General features: G+C 46.2%; 14 protein-coding genes. 3 read left to right on the top strand and 11 right to left on the bottom strand.

Features of this window, described 5'->3' with window-relative positions; all coding sequences use genetic code 11:
* Positions 1 to 3 precede the first annotated feature (3 nt).
* The 10 genes from BN6539_RS13125 to BN6539_RS13080 all read right to left on the bottom strand — a co-directional run bounded on the left by BN6539_RS13125 (position 4) and on the right by BN6539_RS13080 (position 11,574).
* Positions 4 to 1,152 (bottom strand): acyl-CoA dehydrogenase family protein, encoded by a 1,149-nt coding sequence (locus BN6539_RS13125; RefSeq protein WP_067539381.1) that lies wholly within the window; start codon positions 1,150 to 1,152, stop codon positions 4 to 6.
* A 13-nt stretch (positions 1,153 to 1,165) separates the two neighbouring features.
* On the bottom strand, positions 1,166 to 1,945 hold the full coding sequence (locus BN6539_RS13120) for an enoyl-CoA hydratase-related protein (protein WP_067539378.1): 780 nt from the start codon (positions 1,943 to 1,945) through the stop codon (positions 1,166 to 1,168).
* A gap of 16 nt (positions 1,946 to 1,961) precedes the next feature.
* Complete coding sequence (locus BN6539_RS13115; protein WP_067539375.1) at positions 1,962 to 2,819, bottom strand: 3-hydroxybutyryl-CoA dehydrogenase; 858 nt, start codon at positions 2,817 to 2,819, stop codon at positions 1,962 to 1,964.
* A gap of 14 nt (positions 2,820 to 2,833) precedes the next feature.
* On the bottom strand, positions 2,834 to 4,015 hold the full coding sequence (locus BN6539_RS13110; RefSeq protein WP_067539372.1) for a thiolase family protein: 1,182 nt from the start codon (positions 4,013 to 4,015) through the stop codon (positions 2,834 to 2,836).
* A gap of 18 nt (positions 4,016 to 4,033) precedes the next feature.
* Positions 4,034 to 5,470 carry a 4-hydroxyphenylacetate 3-hydroxylase family protein gene (locus BN6539_RS13105; RefSeq protein WP_067539369.1) on the bottom strand — a complete coding sequence of 479 codons (1,437 nt, stop codon included), beginning with the start codon at positions 5,468 to 5,470 and terminating at the stop codon, positions 4,034 to 4,036.
* A 14-nt stretch (positions 5,471 to 5,484) separates the two neighbouring features.
* Complete coding sequence (locus BN6539_RS13100; RefSeq protein ID WP_067539366.1) at positions 5,485 to 6,678, bottom strand: CaiB/BaiF CoA transferase family protein; 1,194 nt, start codon at positions 6,676 to 6,678, stop codon at positions 5,485 to 5,487.
* A 299-nt stretch (positions 6,679 to 6,977) separates the two neighbouring features.
* On the bottom strand, positions 6,978 to 7,742 hold the full coding sequence (locus tag BN6539_RS13095; protein WP_067539363.1) for a glucose 1-dehydrogenase: 765 nt from the start codon (positions 7,740 to 7,742) through the stop codon (positions 6,978 to 6,980).
* Position 7,743: 1 nt separating this feature from the next.
* Positions 7,744 to 8,061: a hypothetical protein gene (locus tag BN6539_RS13090; protein WP_148484493.1), complete on the bottom strand. Its 318-nt coding sequence runs from the start codon at positions 8,059 to 8,061 to the stop codon at positions 7,744 to 7,746.
* 8 nt (positions 8,062 to 8,069) lie between these two features.
* Positions 8,070 to 9,413, bottom strand: a complete 1,344-nt coding sequence (locus tag BN6539_RS13085; RefSeq protein ID WP_067539357.1) for a sigma-54 interaction domain-containing protein — start codon at positions 9,411 to 9,413, stop codon at positions 8,070 to 8,072.
* 694 nt (positions 9,414 to 10,107) lie between these two features.
* Positions 10,108 to 11,574, bottom strand: a complete 1,467-nt coding sequence (locus BN6539_RS13080; RefSeq protein ID WP_182435442.1) for an APC family permease — start codon at positions 11,572 to 11,574, stop codon at positions 10,108 to 10,110.
* 287 nt (positions 11,575 to 11,861) lie between these two features.
* Between BN6539_RS13080 and BN6539_RS13075 the strand changes: the two genes are divergently transcribed.
* The 3 genes from BN6539_RS13075 to BN6539_RS13065 all read left to right on the top strand — a co-directional run bounded on the left by BN6539_RS13075 (position 11,862) and on the right by BN6539_RS13065 (position 16,481).
* Positions 11,862 to 13,163 carry an aspartate aminotransferase family protein gene (locus tag BN6539_RS13075; protein ID WP_067539354.1) on the top strand — a complete coding sequence of 434 codons (1,302 nt, stop codon included), beginning with the start codon at positions 11,862 to 11,864 and terminating at the stop codon, positions 13,161 to 13,163.
* Positions 13,164 to 13,410: 247 nt separating this feature from the next.
* Positions 13,411 to 13,920, top strand: coding sequence for a DUF6512 family protein (locus BN6539_RS13070; protein WP_067539351.1), 510 nt, complete (start codon positions 13,411 to 13,413; stop codon positions 13,918 to 13,920).
* Between the two features lie 281 nt (positions 13,921 to 14,201).
* Complete coding sequence (locus BN6539_RS13065) at positions 14,202 to 16,481, top strand: Ig-like domain-containing protein (protein ID WP_067539349.1); 2,280 nt, start codon at positions 14,202 to 14,204, stop codon at positions 16,479 to 16,481.
* Positions 16,482 to 16,629: 148 nt separating this feature from the next.
* Here the strand turns inward: BN6539_RS13065 and BN6539_RS13060 are convergent, their stop codons facing one another.
* A complete protein-coding gene (locus BN6539_RS13060) occupies positions 16,630 to 17,913 on the bottom strand; it encodes an O-acetylhomoserine aminocarboxypropyltransferase/cysteine synthase family protein (RefSeq protein WP_067539346.1) in 1,284 nt (427 codons plus the stop codon).
* Positions 17,914 to 17,985 lie beyond the last annotated feature (72 nt).

Below are 17,985 nucleotides of genomic sequence, written 5' to 3'. Positions count from 1 at the left end.
CCTTTAGACAACTTTCATCGCACCTGAGATGACCATCTTCATGACCTCGGAGGTACCTTCGTAGATCTCCGTAATCTTAGCATCTCTCAGCGCTCTTTCAACCGGGTACTCTCTGCAGTAACCATATCCGCCCATGAGCTGGACAGCTTCACGGCAAACCTCATTTGCCACGTCTGACGCCATAAGCTTTGCCATAGCCGCATAAGGACCATAATTTTCCCCGTCATCCTTGGCTTTTGCAGCTCTCCACGTCAGCAGTCTCGCTGCATCGATCTTGGTCTGCATGTCGGCTGCCTTGAACTGTGTCGTCTGAAATTTGGAGATACTTCTTCCAAACTGTTTTCTTTCTTTCACATATTTAACCGCCTCGTTCAAAGCGCCCTGTGCGATTCCCACCGCCTGGGCGGCAATACCGATGCGGCCGCCGTCAAGGGCCTTCATGGCAATCTTGAAGCCCTGGCCTTCTCTGCCTAATCTGTTGGCGGCCGGTACTCTCACGTTTTCATAGGATACTTCGCAGTTAGACGCTGCACGGATACCCATTCTTCTGATGTTCTCACCCACTGTGACTCCCGGCATCTCTTTTTCGACGACAAAAGCGGAAATGCCTTTGGTTCCCTGAGACTTATCAGTCATGGCAAAGACGATAAACGTGTCAGCAAAACCCGAGTTTGTGGTAAAGATTTTGCCGCCGTTGATGATGTATTCGTCAGAGGCCTCATCGTAAACAGCCTTTGTCTGCTGTCCAGCAGCATCCGAGCCGGCATTTGGTTCTGTCAAACCAAAGCAGCCGACCTTTGATCCGTCTACCAGGGGTCTTAAGAAGTTCTGCTTCTGTTCTTCTGTTCCAAAAGAATCGATACAGGAACAGGCCAAAGATGTATGTACAGAAATGGTAACGCCGGTGCTGGCATCCACCTTAGAAATCTCCTCCATGCAGAGGGTGTATGCCAGATAATCTCCGCCCACACCGCCGTATTCCTTTGAATATGGGATTCCCATCAAGCCGTATTTCTGCAGCTTTGCCAAAAGATCTCTGTTGAAGACTTCAGTCTCGTCCATTTCCTCGGCAAGGGGTTTTACTTCGTTTTCAGCAAATCTGCGGAACATTTCCTGTTGGAGCAGATGTGTTTTTGACAATTTGAAATCCATATGATACCTCCATTTATTTTCCTTTGAACTGTGCTTCGCGTTTTTCAACAAACGCTCTCATGCCTTCCACTCTGTCGCTGGACACGAAGGTGCTGGTATAGGCCTCCGCTTCATAAGCGACTCCTGAGTTCAAATCTAAATTCATTCCGTTATTGATGGCCACCTTGGCCATTTTAATTGCGACAGGTGCCTTGGCCATGATTGTCCTGGCGAATTTCTCCGCCTCGGCCATCAGTTCTTCAGCAGGCACTACTTTCTGTACGAGTCCGATTTCTTTCGCTTCTTGTGCGCTGATCAGCTCAGCGCTGTAAATCAGATATTTTGCCATACCCTTTCCGACCAGTCTCGGTAAGCGTTGTGTCCCTCCATATCCGGGGATGATGCCCAGATTCACTTCCGGCTGGCCAAATTTTGCCTTTTCAGAAGCGAATCTTACGTCGCAGGCCATGGCAAGTTCACAGCCGCCGCCCAGAGCGAAGCCGTTTACCGCCGCAATGACCGGCTTGTTGATGTTCTCTATGAGTTCCATGACCTTCTGTCCCTGGATGGTCATATCTCGTCCTTCGGTGCCGTCAAGGGCACTCATCTGTGCGATGTCAGCGCCTGCTATGAAAGCTCTGCCGCTGCCCGTTACGATAACTGTGCGAATGTCTTCCGTTTTGTCGATATATCTGAAGGCAGAATCCAGTTCACTGAGCACCTCGGTGTTCAGTGCGTTGAGGGCCTTTGGCCGGTTGAGGGTCACATAGGCAATGCCTTCTTTTTCCTCTAATAGGATGTTCTTATATTCCATCTTTTACCTCTCTATACTACTTCTTTGTATAATCGTAAACGCCTTTTCCCGTTTTCACGCCCAGATGTCCCGCTCTGACCATTCTGCGCATCAGCGGCGCCGGCCTGTATTTGGTGTCTCCATATTCTGCATAGAGAACCTCCATCACTGCCAGCATCACATCCCAGCCGATCATATCGCCCAAGGCCAGAGGTCCCATCGGGTGATTGAGACCGAATTTGCAGCCGTTGTCAATATCCTCTGCCGTTCCGACGCCTTCTTCCAACATGAAAACGGCTTCATTGATAAAGGGATCTACCAGTCGGTTAACGACAAATCCGCCTTTATCAATGGATTTAATTGTCACTTTATCCAGGGTTTTGCCCAGCGCTTCTGCTATCGCAAAGGTTTGGTCACTGGTCACGTGTCCGACAATCAGTTCCAACAGCTTCATGGACGGCACCGGATTGAAGAAGTGGGTTCCCACCACCTGTTGCGGACGGTTTGTGACGGAAGCAATTTCTGTAATCGGAATGGAAGAAGTATTGGAAGCCAAAATCGCCTCCGGCTTGCAGATTTCATCAAGCTTTTTAAAGATATCCAGCTTGATCTGACGGTTTTCTGTAGCCGCCTCGATGACGAAATCCGCTGTTTTTGCGTCCTCTAATTCTACCGTGATGCACAGTCTTCCTAAAGCGTCTCTCATTTCATCTTCAGTCATCCGATTCTTAGCGACAGCCTTTTCCAAGTTTTTCTTGATCTTGAAGTAGCCTTTTTCAATCAGTTCAGGACTGATATCATTCATCATTACTTCTATGCCGTGGGTTATTGCAGTCTGCGCGATTCCGGAACCCATGGCTCCGGAGCCCACTACATATAATTGATTGATTTTCATCTCTACGCCTCCATTTACTCACAAAGTTCAAACATCATCGCCATCGCCTGGCCTCCGCCGATGCAAAGGGAAGCCACGCCGTATTTCACGCCTCTTCTTTTCATTTCGCGAATCAAAGTCAGGCTGATTCTGGCGCCGGTGCATCCTACTGCATGGCCTAAGGCTACGGCGCCGCCGTTTACGTTGACAATTTCAGGATCTAATTTTAAGTCCTGCACGCAGGCTGCCGCCTGTGCCGCAAAGGCTTCATTCAGTTCGTAAAGGCCTACGTCGTAACGGCTGATCCCTGTTTTCTTCTCCAGTTTTTCCACCGCGCTTACTGGTGCATAACCCATAATTGACGGATCCAGGGCAGTTGAAGCGGCTCCGACGTATTTCACAAGGGGCTGGTATCCCAGTTCCTCCGCTTTTTCAGCCGACATCATCAGCATGACGCAGGAACCATCGTTGATCGGTGAAGCATTGGCTGCCGTTACGCTGCCGCTTTCTTGAAAGATCGGCTTCAACTTCGCAAAGCTCTCCAGGGTTGCGCCTTTTCTGTAGGTCTCGTCGTGATCAAAGATGACTTCTTTACCCTTTACTTTGGTCTTGATCGGTACGATATCCTGGTCATACTTGCCTTCAGCCCAGGCTCTTTCGGCCTTGTTGTGACTCTGCACTGCAAATTCATCCTGCATCTCTCTGGTGATATTGCACATCTCCGCTACGTTTTCCGCCGTAACGCCCATATGATAATTCATAAAAGGATCCACCAGCCCATCGTGCAGCATGCTGTCTTCAATCTTTCCCTGCCCCATTCTGTAGCCGAATCTGGCTTTCGGAAGAATATATGGAATGGCGCTCATGGTCTCGCAGCCGCCGGCGATGACCACGTCATTATCTCCAACCTGGATCGACTGCGCAGCTAACTGCATGGCTTTCATGGCAGTCGCACAGTTCTTGTTCGGAGTAAAGGCCGGTACAGTTACCGGAAGTCCTCCATAAATGGAGCACTGTCTGGCAGGGTTTGCCTTTGTTCCTGCTTGAAAATGGGTGCCGATGATGACCTCATCGATTTCCGAAGGGTCGATTTTGCTCCTCTCCATCAGCGCCCTGACGCATTCTCCGCCGTGTACTGCTGCGGGAATTTTGCTTAAACTTCCGCCAAAGGAACCAGTAGCGGTCCGTACGCCTTCAACAATTACTACATCTCTCATCTCTTTTCTCCGTTTCTATTACAGTTTGACGTGGGCTAGATTTGCCGCCAGCTCCTCTTTCTGTTCCATATTGGATTCCCTGAGAATCATGATTCTCATGGCCTGGGGTGACCCTGCGCCGTGCATGGACTCTGCCAGTGCCGTTCCGCCGGACATATTTTCTAAGAGTCTGGCAATCTTGATGCGATCTTCGGCAGAGTATTCTTCGTTTCCGACAAAGTACTTTTTAATCAGCGGTCCAGTGACCGGAGAGTTGAAATCCCACTCGTGCGGCAGGGTGGCAATAAAGCCGCCGGCAATATCGTGGGCCAGACGTGAAATCTCATACATGTTTTTCGTGCAGTTGAGCTTCACTTCGTTGGCCAGAAGGGTATTTACATAGTAGCTGCCGGCTTCTTCTTTTACTCCCTCATAGGAACATGCCAATGAGCAGCAGTACATGGTCTCTGCCAAGTGGGTCATCTCGATGAGTTTATCTTTGATATGGCTGGCTTTATTCGCGCCGTTCATCTTCGCAATTAGAGAAGTGGCGCCGATCAATACGTCAGAGTTGCCTACTTTGCAGCCGCCGTAGTTCTGTCTGTGATAAGCTGCAAATCTGGTTACATAGTCCTGGGCAAACTCGATTTCTCCGCACATGAAGACTCTGTCCCATGGAACGAACACATTGTCGAGAACGGTCAGTGTTTCTCCTCCGACAATGGCGTACTCTGCGTTTCCTGTATCCAAATCTCCCTGCAGCCTTCTCTGATCATTGGTCTGACGTCCGAATACATGGGTCACGCCCTTTGCGTCTACAGGCACTGCGCAGGCAACGGCATAAGCCTCATCTCCTTCAAGCAGATTGGTCGTCGGCAAAATCAGCATTTCGTGGGAATTGGCCATTCCAGTCATGTGTGCTTTTGCGCCTTTGATTACGATGCCGTCTTCCCGCTTTTCTACAATGTGCGTAAATAGATCCGGATCGCTCTGGCCGGAAGGTTTTTTATTTCTGTTGCCCTTGACGTCGGTCATCGCACCGGCTATCATCAGATCGTTTTCCTGCACATATTTCAGCCAGGCAGTGAATTTTTTATGATAATCCGTACCATATTTTTTATCTACATTATATGTAGTGATAAAGGTGGCGTTCATGGCGTCCAGTCCCACGCAGCGCTGGAAACAAGTGCCTGTTTTCTGGGCAATCATTCTCATCATCTTCACCTTGTTGACCAGATCTTCTTTGCTCTGGTGAACGTGGGTAAAACGGTTTACTTTGGTGCCGGTCAGATGGGAGTCTGCCGTCATCAGATTCTGGTAGAGAGGGTCCTGCGCCAGTTCATAGGTCATGGCCGCAGAATTCACATGAGGTTTTGTCATGGGATGGTCTACGACGCTGTCGATCTTCTCGCCCATGTAATAAATTATCGGCTTTAACTTCTTTAAGCTCTCTTTGTACTGTTGTCCGTTCATCATTTTTCAAATTCTCCTTAAACTACATTTTGCTCTTTTAACAACTGGATTTCCGAATTGCTTTTTTTCAAAATATCCTTTAGCACATACTCCTGGTGTTCGCCAAGGAGAGGCGCTCTCTCAAAGGCGACAGCCGAAGACTCTGACATCTTGATGGGATTTCCGGGATAAGTGATGCTGCCCAGAATCGGATGGTCGATATCGACCAGCATTTCTCGTTCTTTCAGATGAGGATCTGCAATCAGATCGTCGATGGTCAAAATCGGTCCTACCGGCACGCCTGCCTTGTCGAGGATTTCACAGATTTCGTGGGTAGTACGTTCTATCGTCCACTTTTCAACTTCCAGATTCAACTGATCTTCGTTTGCTTTTCGCTGATAGTTCTCTTTGTACAGCGGATTTTCCAGCAGATCTTCTCTGCCCATGGCACCTGTCAGCTTCTGAAAGAGGCTGTTGTTGGCCACAGCAATGGTCACATAACCGTCCTTTGTCCTGTACGAGTTGAACGGCGCTGAACCCAGATTGGCGTTTCCATTTCTGGACGGCGCCACTCCAGTCAGCGTCTTGGTCACTACGAAGTTTTCTAACGTGGAGAAGGCCGTATCCATCATGCCGATATCGATAAACTGACCGACGCCGTTTCGTTCTCTGTAATAGAGGGCCACCATCAGAGCGTAAGCCATATGAATACCCGCAGAGGCATCCACAATAGAAGGACCCAGTTTATACGGCTTTCCGTCCTTTTCACCCGTTAAATTCATAAATCCGCCCATCGCCTGGCAGACCACATCATAAGCTGGTTTCTTTCGATATGGTCCTGTCTGGCCAAAACCGGAAATTGAACCGTAAATAATCCGCGGATTCACTTCCTTCAGATCTTTATAGCCGATTCCCAGCTTATCCACCACCCCTGGCGAAAAGTTCTCCACCACGATGTCCGCCCAGCCAGCCATCTCTTTTACAATTTTTACGCCCTCCTCTGACTTCAGATTGAGGCCGATACTCTTTTTATTGCGGTTCAGATAAGTAAAGTAGGCGCTTTCACCATCTTTGACCGGTGCAAAGTGATGGGTGTCGTCTCCGATACCCTTTCGTTCTACTTTGACAACTTCTGCTCCGAGATCCGCCAGCATCATGGTACAATAGGGTCCTGAATATACCCTCGTAAAATCCAGAACCTTTATGCCAGTCAGCGGCGCTTTTGCTTTCACTCCTTCATCACCTCCGTATGATTTCTCCTGCGTTACTTTTACATCACTATATATCGCAAGGGGCGTGCCAACGCAATAAGGCCACTGGCAGGCAGGTGATTTATTCTCTGCATTCCTCTAAATTCAACAGGTTTCCCCTCGACATGACCGCCGCGGCCCCACCGAAGACTTAATTCATTTTTAAATCAAAACCTTTTCAACTTGAATGTGCAATTCAAAGTTGAATCGCAAAAAAATAATGGGCTGCAATTGCTGCAAGCCCGTCATCCAGTTATTGTTTACAATGATCAATTTGTTCTTCAGCAGGCCAAAAAGCCGCCGTCCACATATAGGACCTGTCCTGTCACGTAATCTGAGGCCTCTGATGCCAGGAATACTGCCGTCCCTGCCAGATCCTGCGGCAGTCCGAAGCGGTTTACAGGGATTCTCGACAGCAGCTTCTGCGCATAGGCCGTGTCTTCAAAGATTGGCTTCGTCATAGCCGTCTCGTAATATCCGGGACCGATAGCATTGGCGTTGATTCCGTAAGGCGCCAATTCGTTAGCCAAAGCTTTTGTCAGCTGGACAATTGCACCCTTGGCCGCGCAGTAGGCCACCATGTTCGGCAGGCCCAGCTGGCTGGTCAGAGAAGCGATGTTGATGATCTTGCCTTTGATCTTTTTTTCTACCATATGTCTGGCAACTGCCTGACACATGAAGAATACGTATTTCAACTGCACGTCCTGCACCTTGTCCCAGTCGGCTTCTTCAAATTCTAGGACTGATTTTCTGATATTGAGTCCTGCGCCGTTCAGTAAAATATCGATGTGGTCAAAACGCTGCACTACTTTCTCTACCAAGGCTTCAATTCCGTCTATAGAAGTGATGTCTGCTGCAATCCCCATTACATCGGCACCCGTCTTTTCTCCGATTTCTTTGGCCGCCCTGTCCAGGTCAGCCTGATTTCGGCTGGATAAGACCACGTCTGCACCGGCTTCCGCCAGACCCGTAGCCATTCCAAAACCCAGCCCTTTGCTGCCGCCGATGACGATCGCCGTCTTTCCTTTTAAATGAAACTTTTCCATCTTAACTCCTTTCACTGCCGCGCTCTCGCCGGAGCGCCTCTTCGACCAACTCTGCCGCATTCTCATAATTCAAATTATGAATGACCAGCAGGGTGGCCCTGTACTTTTCATTCACCATACATTCAGAAGAGCAGCCGTTAATCACTACGACCAGATCATAACTGCCCTCTTTATCAAACGCTTCCTCCCAAAGGGAAACCCGATACAGGCCTGCGCTGCTTTGAAGCAGCCGATTCCAGACCTTCTCTCTATCATAATAACAATTACATCCCCCGCAAAAAATGAGACCGACCTTTTTTAACATTTGTCCTTCTGTCATAATCGATATCACTCTTTATACTTATTATATTTTCTCGAAAAGGTCGGCTGACTGATGCCCAATAGTTTTGCCGCCTCGTGGGTGGTTTTGCCCCGTTTCATGGCCTTCAGAACTAAGTCTTTTTCCAGTTCCTCCACCGCCGCATATAAGGAAGGCAGTTCTGCCGCATCGGTCTGATCTGCATTTTTCGCCGCTGGCGCTGCTGCCGTACGTTTTCTCAGGGTAGCGAAACTGTGCAGTACACCGGAATCATTAATCACGTACTGTTGTTCCACAAAATTCGACAGCTCCCGTATATTGCCCGGCCATGGCCTTTCCATCAGCCCTTCCAAAAAATGCGGCGTGGCCTCTTTCTGGCCGCCGTATTTTTCATTGAGCTGATTGATGAACAGTCGCGTCAAGTCAGGTATATCCTCTGTTCTCTCCCGCAGCGGCGCCAATTCCAAGGTCAACACGCTGATTCGATAATATAAGTCTTCACGAAAGGTCTTTTCTTTTACCATTTGTTTCAGATTTCTGTTGGTAGCCGCAATCACTCTGACATCGACCGTTTGACTTCTTTCCGCCCCAATTCTTGTCAGCTCTCCTTCCTGCAAGACCCGCAGAAACTTGACCTGCATATCCAGCGGCAGTTCTCCGATCTCATCGAGAAAAATCGTTCCGCCGTCGGCAATTTCGAAAGCGCCCTTTTTTCCTTTTTCACTGGCGCCAGTAAAAGCCCCTTTTACATAACCAAAGAGCTCCGACTCGATCAGCGTTGGAGAAATGGCGCCGCAGTTGATGCGAACGAAGGGTTTTTCATTTCTCTGGCTGCTGGAAAAAATATAGTCTGCAAAGACTTCTTTGCCTGTGCCTGTCTCGCCAGTAATCAGCACGGTAGAATGCTTCTGCGCAATTTTCTTCGCCGTGCGCAGCAGTTCCTTTGTCACAGGGCTTACGGCCACCACCTTGTCTTCTACTGTATTATAGCGTAAGCTTTCGCGATAGCAGATATTTTCTTCCTGCAGGCGGATAATCTCTGAAATGTCGCGCACATTGGTCACTGCGGCGATGACCTTTTCCTCTTCGTCGAAAACCGGCGTGCTGGTCACAATCACCTCCGTGCCGGATAAAAGATTTTCTGCCCGCGTGATGGATTTTCCGCTCTCGATTACCTCTTTAGAAATATACAGTTTCATCAATCCTTCATCGATCAGCTGGTCCATATACCGTCCTACAAAGCATTCTCGGCCTCTTTGAGCCAACTTCTCATAGGCTTTGTTGACATACAGCACCTTGCCTTTGTTGTCCACAATAAACACGCCGTCAAAACTGTTTTCAATTGCTTTTTCTAATAGCTGTAATCGATTCATATATACCGTCCTTTCATCTATTGCCTTTTGACAATCTTATAGAAAATGTTAAACATCAGATACCAGATAAAAATAGTGACCACGCCCATATACAGACAGGCCTTTAAGGCAAGCTGCAGATAAAAGTAACTGAAGGCAAAAACTGCTGCGCCGAGGACCATCGAGTAAACCAGGAGCTTACAATTGACACCTCGTTTCAGTAGAAAAATGAATACGCAACCAACGATAACTAAAAACAACCACATAGTCTGTCCCTTTCATAAGAATTATTATATCATGTGCATTCCGCTGAAAATAGAATCGCAGCACATGATTCAATGATTCCTGCCTTGCGGCAACACCGTAAGATTGCGGAATCATTATAACATGTGCATTCCTTTGAATATACAATCGCAGCACATGATTCAATGATTCCTGCCTTGCGGCAACGCCGTAAGATTGTGGAATCATTATACCATGTGCATTCCACCGAAAATAGAATCGCAGCACTTGATTCAATGATTCCTACCTTGCGGCAACGCCGTAAGATTGCGGAATCATTATACCATGACGATTCCTTTGAAAACACAATCGAACGTCATGATTCAATGAACGCTTCCTTGCAGCGAAGCTGTAAGATCGTGCGTTCATTATACCATCAAGCGTACCTGCCGCAACCTGATAACCAGGCTGCGACAGATCAATACTATTTCACTTAACGGTCCAGATATTCCTCTCTCGCATAATCTTCTCCGAAAATCAGCATTTCCCGTTCTCCCTCTGGTACGTTTTTAAACTTCCCTTTTGTTATGATGTACAGGATGATGCCGATTACAGTCCAAAGGGCGACCATCATCCACTCATGCATGCCCAGGCCTGCGCCAGGTCCGAACGGCAGATAGAGGACAATAAATGCGCAGGATGCGATAATTGCCAGAATGCCCATGAACTTGCCGCCAGGTGAACGGAACGGTCTTTCCAGATTCGGTTCTTTAAATTTTAGAACATAGAAGGCAATAGATACACAGAGATAGCCTACCACGACGCCAAAGGAGCTTGCGTCTACAAACCAGCTCAAGGCGTTTTTTCCGAGCAGGGCGCCCAGGATGCCGACGCCGCCTGTCAGCAGAAGAGCGTTCGTCGGTGAATTATGTTTTGGATGTAATTTTCCAAAGGCAGCCGGCAGCATCTTTGCTCTGCTCATGGCGAAGAGAATTCTCGTAGCGCCCAGATACATCGCGTTCCAACTGGTCAAAATGCCGCCGATTCCTGCGACGATAATCAGCGAACCAAAGATCTTAGAATTAAATACGTAGGTTGCAACATCTGCTACTGGAATAGAAGCGGCTGCTGTCACCTCTGCAGGCGCACCAAAGGCCACGCCGAGAATCATCAGGATGTACCATAACCCGCCGAGACAGATAGCAAAGATGACCAGCTTACCGATCTGCTTCAGCGGCAGATTCATCTCTTCCACAGATTGTGGGATTACATCGAATCCGACAAACATAGCCGGTGCCATAAGCAGCACGGCGATCAGGCCTTCGCTGCCTCCGTGAAAGGCTGGCGCCGCATTGGCCATGTCTCCCAAGGTTACGCCGCCGACAAAGAATACGATGCCACCGATTACAAGTGCGATGGCAGCAATGGTGTTAAACTTGGCAACGATGTTCATGCCAAACCAGTGGCAGGCAATGGTAAAAATGGTTCCTGCGATGCTGACAAGAAGCCAAGGCGCGTACACGTCATAACCCTCGATCGTCCAAAGATGCCCGATCTGGGGAAGTCCTACCAGATAGTCAATGGCGCTGCCGAAAGCAGGTCCTTCCCAAGAAGCGACAGCGACATAAGCAAAGCACATCGCCCAGGCGGAGATCCAGCCAAAGGTATAGCCTCCTGCTCTGTAAGCAAAGACCAGAGAACCGCCTGCCAATGGAATCGCAGGTGTCAGCTCCGCATAAGCCATACCGATGATACTGCAGAATACAATTGCGACGATAAATGCGATAATCGCGCCGACGGTTCCAGCCAATGTAACCCAGGAACCGGCCAGCATGACCCATCCCCAACCGACAATGGAACCAAAGGCTAAAGCCCATACATCACCTCTGCCCAGAGTCTTGGCAAGAGATGCTCGTTCGATGTTGGCGTTTTCCACGCTCTGTTTTTTCATAGCGTCCATAAAATAAACTCCTTTTCTTGTTATAATTTCATATTTTGATTCTTTAGATATCTTCATAACTGTTCTCAGCTATGATAAACTGCATTTGCTTCTAAATCATCTTAACTACCTGACCACCAATACCGCAAAATTTGTGCCATTTTTATCCACTCCATCGATGGGCTGATGGATTCGTTTAAAGTTTAACAATTTGGCACATATTTTGCATTCTTCTATTTACAGCATTTGTTTCTCAAGTCAACATGACCTTAACCAAACTATTACAGAACAATGAAAGGATTAAGAAAATGCAAAAGTACAATACCAGCGGATCTAAGAAACTATATGAGGATACCTGCAGCTATCTGGTGGACGGTGTGAGCAGCTCTTTTCACAAAGCGGCTGTCGAAGAGTATCCAATCTGTATGAACTATGCAAAAGGTTCCAAAATGTATGATGTGGATGGAAACGAATACATCGATTATGTAGGCGGTTTTGGCCCTATGATTCTCGGCTATGCCAACGACTCTCTAAACCGTGCGGTAAAGGATCAATTAGAAAGAGGTTCTCACTTTTCCACTTTGACGCCTTCTCTGGCGCAACTGTCTAAAAAGCTGTGCGACATCATCCCCTGTGCTGAAATGGTCAGCTTTCAAAGCTCGGGAACCGAAGCCAATATGCATGTTTTCCGCGTAGCCAGAGCCTTTACAGGCAAACAGAAAATTGTTAAATTCGAAGGGCAGTATCACGGCTGGGCAGATGAACAGAAGATTACAATTTCCGCATCCAAGCTGGAAGATTTGGGAGATCTTTCTTCACCGAGCCGTCTCTTCGGTACAGCCGGTCAAAGACAAGAAACCTGCGACGATATTATCATCACACCGTGGAATAACTTAGAGACCATGAGAGAATTATTAGAAAAGAACGCTCATGAAATCGCCGCTGTCATTACAGAACCTTATATGTGCGACGAGGGTCCCATCATGCCTCAGCCCGGTTACCTGGAAGGCCTGCGCAAGCTGACCGAAGAATACGGCGTGCTTCTCATCTTTGACGAAGTAATCACAGGCTTCAGGCTCGCTCTAGGCGGCGCGCAGGAATACTTTGGCGTGACACCGGACCTCTCCGTCTTTGGCAAAGCCATCGCCGGCGGTTTTTCTCTCTCCATGGTCTGCGGAAAAAAAGAGATCATGAAAGTCGGCCATCCTTCCGGAACATTTAACGCAACGCCAGTTGCTGTAGCAGCCGCGCTGGAAACGATCAGGCAGCTGGAAACACCGGGTACATATGAAAAGTTTCAAGCACTGGGCGACCGCTTGGCCAACGGATTGACGGAAACGGGTAAAAAGTTCGGCGTTAAAATTTATGCTACTGCGAACCGTTCCATCTGTCAGCTTCAAACCGGCATCGATTACCCCGTCAAAGATTTCAGAGACTGCCTTGCTAACGTAGACTACAGCCTGTATAACCAGTTGTTCTTAAGGATGACAGAATACGGCATTCGCATTACCTCTGCCAGAGGCCGTCTATATCTGTCGACAGCACACACTGAGGCCGATATCGATCAAACAATTGCAGTATTTGAACAGATTTTATCTGAGATAAAATAATTATAAATCCTCAAAACCAGGAAAGGGATTGCCGATTTACGAAGCGTTTTCGTAAGCAGGCAATCCCTTTCTCAATCCATTTTATTTTTAATTTGTACTCTATATTTTATTTTTATCGTTTTTTCACTTTTCTTTCAATTCAAACTTGATTCAAAATTCTATGCATCTTTGAATCATATTCAGGAACGATTCATTTTTTATGCAAGGAATTCATTTGAATCGGATATACTATAACGAGGTGAAATTTATGTTTAAAAAATATGAACTAGTTGGATTCTTCTTTACATCCATTTTGGGCTGTCTGCTCCACTTCGTCTACGAGTGGACAGGCGAAAATATCATTGCCGCCATTTTCAGCGCCACAGACGAAAGCACGTTTCAACATCTAAAGCTGTTTTTCTTCCCTTACCTGCTTTGGATTTTTGTTGAACAGCGGAAATTTGGCTCTATTGCCAAAAACCTTCTGCCTGCCAAGGCCATCGGCGCGCTCTGCGGTACGATTTTGATCGTGGTCTTGTTCTACGGTTACACGGCTATTCTGGGAACTAATACTCTGGTACTGGATATCGCGGTCTTCCTCATTTCGACTGGGGCAGCGTATCTAGTCAGTTACATGATCGTCATGAATAAGCGGATGTTTTCATCCAAGGCTGCATCAATGGTCGGAGGCTGTGTGCTCTTACTCATGACCGTATCCTTTGTCGCCTTTACCTTCTATCCGCCAGACTTAGAATTGTTCCGTGATCCTACACTTTAAAAACATAAAAGAAGTGTCATATTGATGGCTATGTTATTAAGTCCAAATAATATACTGGCTATCTGGTTTACAAAGAATTAAGAAGTAGAGCTTGGCAAAGTCAGGTTTTACTTCTTTTTTTATGTATAAGAAATTGCGTTACTTAAAGAAATCATGTAGAATAGAAAGGGAACAAAAAATAAAGGTTTTAGGATTTCTATTCTAAACGAGTTACTATTTTGGGATTCGGCAACCATGTTTTTATCTCAATAAATTGTGATATTTAAAAAGGAGGAGAGCGAATGAAAATTAAATCTCATAAAATTATATCCGTTTTATTATGTTTTGTGCTGGTGTTTACCAGTTTCACCGCGGTTAGTTTTGGTGCTGTCTCAAAAGGAAAAATCAAGGTTTCTAAAGTAAAAATCACTTTAGAACTGAACAAGAGCTATCAACTAAAGCCAACAGCTAGCAGCAAGAGCATTTCTAAAAAGGGTTATCAATATCGGTCATCGAAGCAGAAAGTTGCGATAGTCTCATCAAAAGGAAAAATTACTGCTAAAAATCTTGGTCATGCTACCATTACAATCAAATCAATAGCAAAACCTAGCGTTATAAAAAAAGTAAGTGTTACAGTCGTCAAGAGAAAGACCAATGTCATTGCAATGGAAACTGGTACAGCCGCTAAAATGAAACTGACTAATAAAAAGGTTAAGAACAGTCAGGTAAAGTGGACATCGTCAAATAAAAAAGTGGCAAAAGTTTATAAAAACGGGATTGTCAAAGTTGTTGGAAACGGATCTGCAACCATTTCTGCAAAATCGAAGAAACTTACAGGCGGCAAAGAGACCTTTACCATTAAAGGAGCAAAAAAGGTGTCTACAGTTGCTGCACTCACCTTAGCTGTACGAAAAAATACTAAGAAAATACTTATTTCAAAGAATTTAACCGTAAATACCCCCATACATGTTTTAAAAGGTTCTGAGATTATTTTGGGAAAAGGTGCCGATTTAAAGATTGGGAAAGACGGTCAACTCATCAATGAAGGCAGAATTTCTAACGTAGTGAAAAAAGTATATATAAAGCGTGCAGGTTATACAAAGATGGAGGAAGAAACGAATACCGATCCTGAAACTCCTCCTGCTGATCCAGAGCCTCCTATTACAACTCCAGAGAATCCAGATATAGAGAATCCGCCAATAGTTAATCCGGATGAACCAGGGCCAGAAAATCCAGAAAATCCAGAAAATCCAGAGGAGCCTCCAGTTGATGTAACAGAACCAGAAGTACCTACAGACGAAGCTTTAGAAGAAACCAAAGAGCTTAATCCGTCAGAGGAAGAAGGCGAATTGGTGGCAGATGAAGAAAATCAAATTGTTATGGAGTGTGAGTCCTATGTAGAAGTGGCAACCTATTCTGATTTAGTGCAGTCAGGTCAATTGACATTAAAGGATGGATGCACTGTAATTGTTGGAGGGCAGCCTATTATAGGGAGTAAGGAAAGTGGATCACTCATGGGACTGTCACAGCCGGTAAACGAAGAAGGTCTTGCGGCGTATTGGACTTATAATGGTGAAGGCCAGTTAGCACTGTCAGTTTATGGTAGATTAGATATTTTTACGTCTCAGGAGAATGTTTTAGGTGACTACTCAATATTCACTCATATAAAGGAGGAGGATGTAACTATTTCACCTGAAATATCTATGCCTACATTAAATGCCTTATCCACAAAGACCCAATTAGTAATCAGTAATGGCAGTCTCTTTGTGGGAGGAGATAAAATTGTAAGTCCATCTGACTCAGATAGTGTATTCAATGTAAGTAATGGTCATTATTCAGACGACAATCGAGTATTGTTTTATAAAGGAAATAGTTGGATTAATAGTATGTGTTTTGGAACAGTTACAGTGAACCATTTTTATCCAGGGCTGATGCTGCAGAGTTCCAGCAGTGGAAACATCTATGCTAATCCAGTGCCGAGCAATTTAATATTTAATTGCGATAGCAGTCAATGGTATGATGCTGTTTTTAGTAATCATATTCCAGCTAGTGAAGGACTGTATCCAATAGATATAAACTTCCATCAAAATATCACTGCCTTTGCTGCTACTGAATTGGACCAAAGTACTAAGATTGAAGATGCGAAGCCCGGCCAAAAGGTCTATTTCATTCCATATATAAGGGACTATGTTGCTGTAAAATACGTTAAAATGAATGGCGTAGAATTGAACGGTCATACTGATTTTCCTACATTAGCTACGTATTATGAGTTTATTATGCCAGCCAGTGGTGTTTGGATCGGAATAGAAACGGAAGAATTCAAGGTATATAAAGATGGCGAACGCATTGATGGCAAATCGGCAAGTACCTTTTATTTTGACACCTTGGAGGCTGCAAAAGAATGGTATACAGGAGTTCAAATTGAATTTAACGGAACACGATACGACGTAACCTTTGAATGGGTAAAAGATGACGGACTTGTGTTTGGACGCAATCACTATATGGGAAACGTTGTTTGTCCGGAATTAGAGAAAGAATTTTCATATCCAGGGCATGTATCTGCATTTGTTACTCCAAACTAAATCAAAAGAACATTTTTAGATCGCATCATTCTCTAATTGTTTAGCACTTGACAATTTGCGAAGTACAACACCCCAAACTTTTTTAAGTCTGGGGTGTTTTTCATTTCAGCTTAATGGATTTCAATAGCACTTCTTTATTATACAATTCTTATTTTACTTGATATAAAGCCTGGTCAAAGTCTGACAGGATATCTTCGATGTCTTCGCAACCGACGGACACTCTAATCAGCTCTGGCTTGATGCCTCCTGCAAGCTGATCTTCTTCGCTGAGCTGTCTGTGGGTAGTGGATGCTGGGTGAAGCACGCTGGTGCGGATATCTCCCACATGCACTACGATGCTGGCCAGCTTCAAATTCTTAAGGAATTCTTCGCCTGCCGCCTTACCGCCTTTGACACCAAAGCTGAGGACGCCGCTGGCTCCCTTAGGAAGGTACTTCTGTGCTCTTTCGTAGTCATCGTCGCCGGGAAGTCCGGGATATTTGACCCAATCTACCTTCGAATGCTTCTGCAGGAACTCAGCTAACGCCATGGCATTTTCACTATGTCTTTCCATGCGCAGATGCAGGGTATCAAGACCCTGGAAGGTGAGAAAAGCGTTCATCGGAGACATGGTGCATCCCAAATCGCGCAGCATCTGGGCTCTCAGCTTCAGGCAGAAGGCCTGCTTACCAAACTTCTCGTAATATTTGATGCCGTGATAGCTCTCGTCTGGTTCTACCATGCCTGGAAACTTGTCGGCATATTTGTTCCAATCAAAACTGCCGCCTTCCACAACCATGCCCCCTACGGAAGTGGCATGGCCGTCAGCCCATTTGGTTGTCGAATGAGTGACAATATCTGCTCCGTATTTCAGCGGCTGGCAGAGATACGGAGATGCCAAGGTGTTGTCCACTACAAGAGGGACGCCGATTTCCTTCGCTGCAGCACTGAACTTCTCAATGTCGAGAACAGTCAGAGCAGGGTTGCCCAAAGATTCGCCAAAGAGCGCCTTGGTATTCTCCTTTGCCAAAGCGACGATCTCGTCCTTGGTAATATCCTGGTCGATAAAGGTTGTCTCAATGCCCATCTTCTTCATGGTCACGCCAAAGAGATTGTGCGTTCCCCCATAGATGTTGGCGCAGGCGATAATGTGATCTCCCGCTTCGCAGATATTCAGCATGGTAATCAGGTTTGCCGCCTGGCCTGCGCTAGCTGCAATTGCCGCAGTACCGCCTTCTAATGCCGCCATCTTTGCTTCTAATGCGTTGACCGTAGGGCTGCCCAGCCTTGTGTACATGAAATCTGCACTTTCCAGATCAAAGAGCTTTGCTACATCCTCAGCGTTATAATATCTGTATGTAGTATTCTGAACGATAGGCAGTACCTGTGGCTGCCCGCTTTCTGCCTTGTATCCTGCCTGGATACAGTTGGTATTGAATTTATAATCCGTCATTATTTCACTTCCTTACGATAAAATCTTTGCCTAATATTGTATAACATTTGGCACAGATTAGCAAGCACGACA

Source organism: Emergencia timonensis, assembly GCF_900086585.1.
GTDB classification, from domain to species: domain Bacteria; phylum Bacillota; class Clostridia; order Peptostreptococcales; family Anaerovoracaceae; genus Senimuribacter; species Senimuribacter timonensis.
The sequence above is the reverse complement of the archived record's forward strand: the minus strand, read 5'-3'. Positions and strand labels throughout refer to the sequence as shown.

What these genes read in the sequence shown, in the direction of transcription:
- BN6539_RS13125 (WP_067539381.1), bottom strand. Translation starts at nt 1,152, where the DNA reads ATGGATTTCAAATTGTCAAAAACACATCTGCTCCAACAGGAAATGTTC.
- BN6539_RS13120 (WP_067539378.1), bottom strand. Translation starts at nt 1,945, where the DNA reads ATGGAATATAAGAACATCCTATTAGAGGAAAAAGAAGGCATTGCCTAT.
- BN6539_RS13115 (WP_067539375.1), bottom strand. Translation starts at nt 2,819, where the DNA reads ATGAAAATCAATCAATTATATGTAGTGGGCTCCGGAGCCATGGGTTCC.
- BN6539_RS13110 (WP_067539372.1), bottom strand. Translation starts at nt 4,015, where the DNA reads ATGAGAGATGTAGTAATTGTTGAAGGCGTACGGACCGCTACTGGTTCC.
- BN6539_RS13105 (WP_067539369.1), bottom strand. Translation starts at nt 5,470, where the DNA reads ATGATGAACGGACAACAGTACAAAGAGAGCTTAAAGAAGTTAAAGCCG.
- BN6539_RS13095 (WP_067539363.1), bottom strand. Translation starts at nt 7,742, where the DNA reads ATGGAAAAGTTTCATTTAAAAGGAAAGACGGCGATCGTCATCGGCGGC.
- BN6539_RS13090 (WP_148484493.1), bottom strand. Translation starts at nt 8,061, where the DNA reads ATGACAGAAGGACAAATGTTAAAAAAGGTCGGTCTCATTTTTTGCGGG.
- BN6539_RS13085 (WP_067539357.1), bottom strand. Translation starts at nt 9,413, where the DNA reads ATGAATCGATTACAGCTATTAGAAAAAGCAATTGAAAACAGTTTTGAC.
- BN6539_RS13080 (WP_182435442.1), bottom strand. Translation starts at nt 11,574, where the DNA reads ATGGACGCTATGAAAAAACAGAGCGTGGAAAACGCCAACATCGAACGA.
- BN6539_RS13075 (WP_067539354.1), top strand. Translation starts at nt 11,862, where the DNA reads ATGCAAAAGTACAATACCAGCGGATCTAAGAAACTATATGAGGATACC.
- BN6539_RS13070 (WP_067539351.1), top strand. Translation starts at nt 13,411, where the DNA reads ATGTTTAAAAAATATGAACTAGTTGGATTCTTCTTTACATCCATTTTG.
- BN6539_RS13065 (WP_067539349.1), top strand. Translation starts at nt 14,202, where the DNA reads ATGAAAATTAAATCTCATAAAATTATATCCGTTTTATTATGTTTTGTG.
- BN6539_RS13060 (WP_067539346.1), bottom strand. Translation starts at nt 17,913, where the DNA reads ATGACGGATTATAAATTCAATACCAACTGTATCCAGGCAGGATACAAG.